The sequence below is a fragment of the Anaerococcus sp. HMSC065G05 genome, from assembly GCF_001812365.1.
GTDB lineage: Bacteria > Bacillota > Clostridia > Tissierellales > Peptoniphilaceae > Anaerococcus > Anaerococcus vaginalis.
This window is the reverse complement of the sequence record NZ_KV808717.1, coordinates 7,507-16,157: the sequence shown is the minus strand read 5'-3', so window position 1 is coordinate 16,157 and position 8,651 is coordinate 7,507. Positions and strand designations below refer to the sequence as shown.

Below are 8,651 nucleotides of genomic sequence, written 5' to 3'. Positions count from 1 at the left end.
TTTTCATCTACTTTGTCTACAGTCTGAGACCATCGGAAGATGGTCTTTTTGAATTATTATTTTTAATTTTGTTTATCTAGAAATTTTTTTACCCTATCAAAAATAAGCAAAAATACAATTATTAAAATTAAAGCATCAGCGGCTAAGAAAGAATAATTATATGCAAAAGCATAGAGGGTAAAGTTATTAAAGCCGGCTGCTTTTGCTGTTGCCATATCGTTAAAGAATATAAAAGCACTAATCACATTAAAAGCTCCACTTACTAAATATGAAATTATTATTGATGGAATGTATGAATATTTGCTTTTATTTTTGCTAAATGATAAACCTGCAAGGGCGATTGCTGAAAATGAAAGAATATAATCAAGAATTGCTTGGGCAGGATGAATTACATATCCTCCAAAAACCATATTCAACAATCCCAAAACTGCTGCAGCCAAAAGTCCTTTTTTAGCTCCCCATCTTATTGCAAAAATTATAATTGGAAGTCTAGATGCAAGAGTTACTGAACCTCCTAGAGGCATTTTAAACAAAACTACAAAAGAAAGTACAAAAGAAAGGGCGATTGACACTCCTCCTTCGACTATAAATCTTGTATTATTTTTCTCCATATTTTACTCCTTTTTTTCTGTTATATTTTATATAATAACAATTTTAAGTATATCATGTTAGTTGATAAATTGGAATTAAAATTAGCAAATACTTTAAAACTTAGCAAATGTAAGTAAAATATAAATATATTATTTACAAATTTGAGGGATAAAATGAAAAAGTTATTATATATATATAATCCGATGAGTGGACAAAGAACTATAGGAAATTATTTAAGCTCAATTGTTGAATATTTTAGCAAAAATTCTTATTTTCCGACGGTTTATGCAACGCAAAGAGCGGATGATGCGAGAGAAAAAGTAAAAGAATTTGCCAAAGAATATGATGAGATTTTAGTAAGCGGTGGCGACGGAACTTTGGATGAAGTTGTTTCTGGTGTTTTAAAAGCTGATGCAAATTCTATAATCGGATACATTCCAACAGGTTCAACAAATGATTTTTCAAGATCATTAAAAATTCCTTCCGACATAAAAAAATCTAGCAAATATGCTATAAAAGGCGAAGTTATGGATGTGGATGTTGGGAAATTTAATTCTAAATTTTTTACCTACGTTGCAGCCTTTGGTTCAATCGCCCAAGTTTCTTACGAAACTGACCAATCAATGAAAAATATTTTTGGACGATTTGCCTATATTTTGGAGGGAGTAAAAACTGTTTCAAATTTAAAATCTTATAAGGCAAAAATAAAAATTGATGAAGAAATTTTTGAAGGAGAATTTATTCATTTTATGGCAACAAATTCTGTTTCAGTTGGAGGTTTTAATAATTTTTACAATAAAAATATTGGTCTTGATGATGGGATTTTTGAAGCTGTTTTAATTAAAAAACCAAAAGGATTAATAGAGCTAAATCAAATTATCGATGGGCTTAGGAGCAAAAAGAAAATGATAATGTGATTTTTAGGTCTGGTTCTGTTTTTAAAGTTGAAAGCGAAGAAAAAATTGATTGGACTTTGGACGGCGATTTTGGAGGCTCTTATAAAAAAAGTGAAGTAAAAGTTTTAAACAGAGCTGTAAAAATGAGAACGGGCTTTTCAAAAGATAGCAAGGAGTTGATTTCGAATAGGAAAAAAAGTATTGACAAAAGAATATAGTGGTAGTATACTGTAAAATTATTTGATTTTACTATTTTGGCAAAAAAGGTTATAATAAAAGAGAGAACCTAGGAGGTCAAAATGTTTAAAATCGGTGATAAAATAGTTTATCCTATGCACGGAGCTGGGATAATTGATTCTGTAGAAACCAAAGAGTTTTTAGGCGAGGAAAAAGAATATTTTATACTCAAAATGCCTATAGGTAACATGGATATATCAATTCCAAAAGCAAATATCAACAAAATGAATATTAGGGATGTTATATCCAAAAAAGAAGGAGAAGAAATACTTGCAATTCTTGAACAGGATCCTAAAGATTTAAATTCTAATTGGAATCTAAGATATAGAGAAAATCAAGAAATTTTAAAAACTGGAGATATTTTCAAAATTGCAAATATGGTAAGAGACCTTGTTGCCTTAGACGATGATAAGGGACTTTCAACAACGGAAAAAAAGCTTTTAAATAGGGCAAGAAGAATTATGGCTAGCGAATTAGTCATGTCAGGCTCTCTCGAAAGAGATGAGGCAGAAAAAATGATTGATGAATCAATCGGATTATAAAAAATTAGGAGAGAAGATAATGTTAAATAGAATATTTCGAATTATGTTTTCTGTAATTGGAGCTATTCTAGGCATATCTGTATTAAAATTGGTACTATCTGTTGTGGATTTTACAATAGGTAGTTCTGTTTTTTTCATTGCAGTAAATGTTTTAGTGGCTTTATTATTTGCAGGCATATTTTATTTTCTATCAGGTTTTATTTACAAAATGATGGAAGATGTATTTATGAAGTTAGAAAAATACTTAGAAGATTTACCGCCACTTAGTGTGGCAGTTGGAATAAGCGGAGTAATTGTAGGTTTAATTTTAGCCTTTCTTGCGACCAAACCATTAAGCTCTTTGTCGTTACCAGTAGTTGGTAATTCAATTTTTGTGCTATTATCTATTATTATTTATTTGGGCTTTGGACTTTTGGGTTGGAGAATTGCATCAAAATATCCAGACAAATACCCTCAAACATTCCAAAAAGTAAAAAATGTAAAAATATCAAATAGAAGAGAAAATAAAAAAGAAATTTCAAAGGATACATCCTTAAAATTAATTGATACATCAGTTTTAATTGATGGAAGAATTTTGGATATTATAAAAATAAATTTCATTGAAGGAAAACTAATAATTCCAGAATTTGTCCTAGAAGAACTTCAACACATAGCCGATAGTCCCGACGATTTAAAAAGAGAAAGAGGCAGACGTGGGCTTGACGTTGTAAAAGAAATCAAAAAAAATAAGGATATAAATCTTGAAATAAGTTCAAAAGATTATCCAGAAATAAAAGAAGTAGACTCAAAACTTTTAAAATTTGCCCAAGATACAGGAGCAAAAATTTTTACCAATGACTACAATTTAAATAAGGTTGCAGATGTGCAAGGAATTACAGTTTTAAATATAAATGATTTGGCAAATGCAATGAAAACCAAGGTTTTGCCTGGAGAGATAATGGAAATTGAAGTTATCAAAGAAGGAAAATCTAGAAACCAAGGAGTAGGTTATCTTGAAGATGGAACAATGGTTGTAGTTGAAGATGGAAAAGATTTAATTGGAAAGAAAATAAATACAACAGTAACCAGTGTTTTACAAACATCGGCTGGAAAAATGATATTTGTAAGAGCAAAGGAATAATATGATAGACGGCAAAAAAATTTCAGCGGTAATTACAGCTGCAGGAAATGGACTTAGGATGAAATCCAACAAGGCAAAACCCTACATAGAAATTATGGGCAGAAAAATTCTAGAAATTAGCCTTGATACCATTGTAAAACTTGACCAAATTGACCAAATAATTGTAGTAATTAGAAAAGATGATGAAAATTATTTGAAGGATATTTTAAAAAAATATGACAAGAAAATTTCCTATGTTTTTGGGAAAGAAACAAGAGAGCTTTCAACTTATGAGGGCTTAAAAGCTGTAGATAAAAATTCAAAATTGGTCTTAACCCATGATGGGGTAAGACCTTTTGCAAGTAAAGAATTATTTGAAAAAGTGCTAGAAAATTTAAAAGAGTATAAGGCTGTAATAAGTGCAGTAAAATCAAAAGATACAGTAAAAATTGTAGATGAAAATTCTTTGGTAAAAACTACACCACTTAGAAAAGAAGTTTACAATGTTCAAACTCCTCAAGCCTTTGATAAGGAAATGATTTTGGATTTTTACGAAAAATATACACAAAGTAATTTTACAATAACAGATGATAGCCAGCTTTTTGAAATATATAGTGATGAAAAAATAAAAGTAGTTGAAGGCGAATATTCAAATATAAAAATGACTACACCAGAAGATTTGATATTTGCCAAGGCGTTTTTAGAGGATTAGTATGAGAATCGGAATAGGATATGACGTTCACAAATTAGTTTATAATAGAAAATTAATTTTGGGTGGAGTTGAATTTAAATATGAAAAGGGACTTTTGGGACACTCAGATGCAGATGTTTTGGTTCATGCCATAATGGATGCAATTTTGGGAGCCTTAAATCTTCCAGATATTGGAAATTTATTTCCAGATACTGACGATGAGTACAAAGATATTTACTCAATAAAACTTCTTGATAGGGTTGTAAAATTAATGGAAGAAAAATCCTACAAAATTGGAAATTTAGATACAGTTATAATTTGTGAAATGCCAAAAATTTCTCCGAAAAGAGAAGAGATTCAAAAAAAAATTGGCAAAACATTTAAAAACTGATATAGAAAATGTATCAATCAAAGCATCAACCTCAGAAAAATTATCTTTTACAGGACGTGGAGAAGGAATTGAGGCAAGAGCTGTAGTTTTGTTAGAAAAAATTGATTAAAATATAACAAATCGAAATAATTTAAGGTATAATTATCCTTAAAAGAAAGGACTTAATATGAAAAAATTAATTACTTCAGAATCAGTAACAGAAGGACATCCAGATAAAGTCTGCGATCAAATTTCTGATGCGATTTTAGATGAATGTTTAAAGCAAGATAAAAATTCAAGAGTAGCTTGTGAATGTGTAACAACAACAGGTCTTGTCTTGGTTGTTGGAGAAATTTCAACAAATGCTTATGCACCAATTGAAAATATAGCAAGAGATACAATTAAAGAAATAGGATATGATGATCCAAAATTAGGATTTGATTATCAAAACGTAGCAGTTTTAACATCGCTTATTGAGCAATCTCCTGACATTGCCCAAGGCGTAAATGATTCAATAGATTTTAAATCTACAAATGATAAATACGACAAAATTGGAGCGGGCGATCAAGGAATGGTTTTTGGTTATGCAGATGATGAAACAGAAGAATATCTTCCGTTGTCAGTTGTTTATGCACAAAAACTTTCTAAAAGACTTGCTCAAGTTAGAAAAGAAGGAATTCTTGATTATTTAAGACCTGATGGCAAAAGCCAAGTTACAGTAGAATATGATGATGACATATTAAAAAGAGTAGATTCTATAGTAATTTCAACTCAACATTCAGAAGAAGTAAGCCTTGAACAAATTAAAAAAGATGTAATAGAAAAAGTAATCAAAGAAGTTATTGATCCAAAATACATCGACGATGATACTAAATTTTATATAAATCCAACAGGAAAATTTGTAATTGGTGGACCAAAAGGAGATTCTGGACTTACAGGAAGGAAAATAATCGTTGACGCTTACGGTGGATATTCAAAATCTGGTGGCGGAGCATTTTCCGGAAAAGATGCAACAAAAGTTGACAGATCAGCAGCTTATATGGCAAGATATGCAGCAAAAAATATGGTTGCAGCAGGACTTTGCAAAAAATGTGAAATTGGTGTAGCTTATGCAATTGGAGTTGCAAAACCTCTATCAATTTATGTAGATAGTTTTGGAACTGGAAAATATGAAGATGAAAAACTTACAGAAATTGTAAAAGAAGTTTTTGATTTTAGACCTCAAGCAATCATTGATAAATTAGATTTGCAAAGACCAATTTTCAAAAAAACCGCAGCTTACGGACACTTTGGAAGAGATGATGAAGATTTTACTTGGGAAAAATTAGACCAAGTTGATAAATTAAAAAATAAATAGGAGAGGCCATGTCAAGGTTAAGAAAAAGTGTCGCAATAGATTTGGGAACAGCCTCAGTCCTTGTATACGTTGAAGATAAGGGGATTTGCTTAGAAGAACCTTCAGTTATAGCAAAAGATACACTCACAGGAAAAATTCTTTCAGTCGGAAAAGATGCAAAAAAAATTTTGGGAAGAACTCCTGGAAATGTAATTGCATTAAAGCCTTTAAAAGATGGAGTTATTGCAGATTTTAACGCAACAGAAGAAATGCTTAAATATTTTTTGAAAAAATCCTTGAATAAATCTTTATTTAAACCTGATTTATTGATTTGTGTTCCAAGCAAGGCAACTCAAATTGAAAAAAGAGCAGTTCTTCAAGCAGCAGAAAACGCAGGAGCTCATAGAGTTTATTTGATAGATGAACCTCTCGCAGCAGCGATTGGTGCAGATATAGATATAACAGATGAAAAAGGAAATATGGTTATAGATATTGGAGGAGGAACTTCAGATATTGCAGTAGTTTCTATGGGACAAATCGTAACAAGTGATTCTATAGAAATTTCTGGAGATACTTTCGACAATGATATAAAAGATCATATAAGAAACAGATATAGGATGCTTATTGGCGAATCAAGTGCAGAAATGATAAAAATAAAAGCTCAAGAAGCAGACTATACAGATTCAATTGAAGTTGTAGGACGACTTATAGAAGATGGACTTCCATCAAGAATCTATCTTCCAGTTGGAGAAATTTATTCTTGCTTACTACCATCAATTGATAAAATAATAAATGGAGTAAAAAATGTATTAGAGCAAACACCTCCAGAATTAGCTGCAGATTTGTATGAAAGAGGTATATTTTTAACAGGTGGCGGTGCATTAACCTTGGGACTTGCAAAAAGAATCAATGAAAGACTTCAAATTGATGTAAAAATTGCTCAAGATCCAAGAGAATGTGTAATAAAAGGAACAGCAAACGCCCTAACATGGATTGACAATATCGATGAAGAAAAGAATGAGTCAATGAAAGCCAAGCAAAAACAGCTTGAAAAAAAGGAAAAAATGAGGAGAAGATAATGACAAAAAAATTAGTTTTCGTAAGACATGGACAAAGTGAATGGAATCTTGCCAATAAATTTACAGGTTGGGTAGATGTAAATTTATCAGACAAGGGAGTAGAAGAAGCAAAAGAAGCTGGAAGAAAAATCAAAGAAGCTGGAATAAAATTTGATATAGCTTATACATCAATATTAAAAAGAGCAATCAAAACTTGTAACTTTGCCCTTGAATATTCTGACCAATTGTATGTGCCAGTTGTAAAATCTTGGAGATTAAACGAACGTCACTATGGAGCATTACAAGGATTAAACAAAAAAGAAACAGCAGAAAAATACGGAGACGAACAAGTTCATATTTGGAGAAGATCATACGATACACTTCCACCAGCTTTAACAGACGAAGAAGCAAATGCACAAGCAAGCGAAGATAGATTTAAAGAATATCCAAAAGATATAATACCAGTTGCAGAAAATTTAAAAGTAACACTAGAAAGATGTCTTCCATTCTATATAGACAATATAGCAAAAGATTTAATCGATGGAAAAACAGTTTTAGTAGCAGCACATGGAAATTCTCTAAGAGCTATGGCAAAACATATAGAAAATATTTCAGATGAAGACATAATGGATTTAGAAATCCCAACAGGACAACCATTAGTTTACGAATTAGATGACCAATTAAACGTAGTAGAAAAATATTATCTATAAAAAAAGACATAAGGCCTCAAAACTTTTTGTTTTGAGGCTATTTTTTTAGAAAAAATAATTAAAAGAGGAAAAAATGGAGAAAATAAAAATAATAGTAGATTCAGGAAACTCGATTAACCTGGAAGAAGCAAAAAAATATAACATAGGCATAGTCCCATTCAAAATACATTTTGGAGATACAAGCTACACAGACCAAATAGATTTAGAAAGCGAAGAATTTTTTGAAAAATTAAAAAACACAGAAGAAAAAGTTAGCACATCAATACCAGGAGTAGGAGAATTTGTAGAAAGTCTAGAAAAATATATAGAAGAAGGATACAATAAAATCCTATGTTTTTCAATATCATCCCATCTTTCAGGTATGAACAATATGATGAATTTAGCAAAAAATCATATAGAAAATAAAAATGTTACAATCGACATAATAGATACAAAAATAGCATCACTACCCCTATATTTTATAGCAACAAAAGCAGCAAAATCAGCTATAAAAGGAAAAAAATACGAAGAAATTTATAAAAGAGCAATAAAAGATGTAGAAAAAGCAAATATATACGTAAGAGCAGAAAATCTTGACTACCTTGTAAAAGGAGGTAGATTGCCAAAATCAATAGGAAAAGTTGCAAATTTAATAAATTTCACGCCGATTTTTACAATGAAAGACGGAGAAATAAAAATAGCAAAAAAAGTTATAGGAAGAAAAAAATCATTCCAAGAAATAGCAAAAATCATAAAGAAAAAAATAAAAGATAAAAAAGAATACGGCCTAGCAATAGGCGGCGGAGCAAGCTTTGAAGAAATAAAAATAATAAAAGAATTGCTAAAAGAAGAAATAAAAAACGCAAAAATATATAAAGAAATGACAGTACCTCCAGTATTTGGAGTTCATTTAGGACCAAAATCAATACTTTTAAGTGTTGTAGATTATGAATAGTAAAAAGTAAAACAAGCGAACACATCGCTTCAGAGCGTCGGCAAACCTCTTAATAAAACAGGTTTATTGACGCTTTTTCTATCTCTATTCTAAAATATATTGATTTTTTAAATAATATAGCAAGTATCTTAGTAAATAGAGGAAAATCATCCTCTCTGTCTAATCTATCTAGTAATTTTGCTAGTTT

The 8,651-nt window shown here is 30.4% G+C and carries 10 protein-coding genes and 1 pseudogene; 10 read left to right on the top strand and 1 reads right to left on the bottom strand.

The window, feature by feature from the left end; translation table 11 throughout:
- Window positions 1-62: 62 nt before the first annotated feature.
- Entirely contained in the window at window positions 63-611 is a 549-nt protein-coding gene (locus HMPREF2852_RS06180; RefSeq protein ID WP_070606684.1) for an energy-coupled thiamine transporter ThiT, read from the bottom strand.
- A gap of 153 nt (window positions 612-764) precedes the next feature.
- On the opposite strand from HMPREF2852_RS06180, the gene HMPREF2852_RS06175 reads away from it, so the two are divergent.
- The 10 genes and pseudogenes from HMPREF2852_RS06175 (at window position 765) to HMPREF2852_RS06135 (ending at window position 8,464) form a co-directional block, all read left to right on the top strand.
- Entirely contained in the window at window positions 765-1,508 is a 744-nt protein-coding gene (locus HMPREF2852_RS06175; protein WP_261668178.1) for a diacylglycerol/lipid kinase family protein, read from the top strand.
- Complete coding sequence (locus HMPREF2852_RS10115) at window positions 1,505-1,705, top strand: hypothetical protein (RefSeq protein ID WP_261668177.1); 201 nt, start codon at window positions 1,505-1,507, stop codon at window positions 1,703-1,705. Before HMPREF2852_RS06175 ends, HMPREF2852_RS10115 begins: the two co-directional genes overlap by 4 nt.
- 81 nt (window positions 1,706-1,786) lie before the next feature.
- Window positions 1,787-2,266, top strand: a complete 480-nt coding sequence (locus HMPREF2852_RS06170) for a CarD family transcriptional regulator (RefSeq protein ID WP_019118967.1) — start codon at window positions 1,787-1,789, stop codon at window positions 2,264-2,266.
- Between the two features lie 19 nt (window positions 2,267-2,285).
- Window positions 2,286-3,386, top strand: coding sequence for a PIN/TRAM domain-containing protein (locus tag HMPREF2852_RS06165; RefSeq protein WP_039920676.1), 1,101 nt, complete (start codon window positions 2,286-2,288; stop codon window positions 3,384-3,386).
- Between the two features lies 1 nt (window position 3,387).
- Window positions 3,388-4,077, top strand: coding sequence for a 2-C-methyl-D-erythritol 4-phosphate cytidylyltransferase (gene ispD, locus HMPREF2852_RS06160; RefSeq protein WP_070606681.1), 690 nt, complete (start codon window positions 3,388-3,390; stop codon window positions 4,075-4,077).
- A 1-nt stretch (window position 4,078) separates the two neighbouring features.
- Window positions 4,079-4,556 (top strand): annotated as a pseudogene (ispF, locus tag HMPREF2852_RS06155) (2-C-methyl-D-erythritol 2,4-cyclodiphosphate synthase).
- Window positions 4,557-4,613: 57 nt separating this feature from the next.
- Complete coding sequence (metK, locus tag HMPREF2852_RS06150) at window positions 4,614-5,783, top strand: methionine adenosyltransferase (RefSeq protein ID WP_070606678.1); 1,170 nt, start codon at window positions 4,614-4,616, stop codon at window positions 5,781-5,783.
- Window positions 5,784-5,791: 8 nt separating this feature from the next.
- Window positions 5,792-6,841, top strand: coding sequence for a rod shape-determining protein (locus tag HMPREF2852_RS06145; RefSeq protein ID WP_019118962.1), 1,050 nt, complete (start codon window positions 5,792-5,794; stop codon window positions 6,839-6,841).
- Entirely contained in the window at window positions 6,841-7,530 is a 690-nt protein-coding gene (gene gpmA, locus HMPREF2852_RS06140; RefSeq protein ID WP_070606675.1) for a 2,3-diphosphoglycerate-dependent phosphoglycerate mutase, read from the top strand. Before HMPREF2852_RS06145 ends, gpmA begins: the two co-directional genes overlap by 1 nt.
- 73 nt (window positions 7,531-7,603) lie before the next feature.
- Window positions 7,604-8,464: a DegV family protein gene (locus tag HMPREF2852_RS06135; protein ID WP_070606672.1), complete on the top strand. Its 861-nt coding sequence runs from the start codon at window positions 7,604-7,606 to the stop codon at window positions 8,462-8,464.
- Window positions 8,465-8,651 lie beyond the last annotated feature (187 nt).

Bases quoted from the DNA above. Each gene is read 5' to 3' on its own strand.
- HMPREF2852_RS06180 (WP_070606684.1), bottom strand. From the start codon at position 611: ATGGAGAAAAATAATACAAGATTTATAGTCGAAGGAGGAGTGTCAATC.
- HMPREF2852_RS06175 (WP_261668178.1), top strand. From the start codon at position 765: ATGAAAAAGTTATTATATATATATAATCCGATGAGTGGACAAAGAACT.
- HMPREF2852_RS06170 (WP_019118967.1), top strand. From the start codon at position 1,787: ATGTTTAAAATCGGTGATAAAATAGTTTATCCTATGCACGGAGCTGGG.
- HMPREF2852_RS06165 (WP_039920676.1), top strand. From the start codon at position 2,286: ATGTTAAATAGAATATTTCGAATTATGTTTTCTGTAATTGGAGCTATT.
- ispD (WP_070606681.1), top strand. From the start codon at position 3,388: ATGATAGACGGCAAAAAAATTTCAGCGGTAATTACAGCTGCAGGAAAT.
- metK (WP_070606678.1), top strand. From the start codon at position 4,614: ATGAAAAAATTAATTACTTCAGAATCAGTAACAGAAGGACATCCAGAT.
- HMPREF2852_RS06145 (WP_019118962.1), top strand. From the start codon at position 5,792: ATGTCAAGGTTAAGAAAAAGTGTCGCAATAGATTTGGGAACAGCCTCA.
- gpmA (WP_070606675.1), top strand. From the start codon at position 6,841: ATGACAAAAAAATTAGTTTTCGTAAGACATGGACAAAGTGAATGGAAT.
- HMPREF2852_RS06135 (WP_070606672.1), top strand. From the start codon at position 7,604: ATGGAGAAAATAAAAATAATAGTAGATTCAGGAAACTCGATTAACCTG.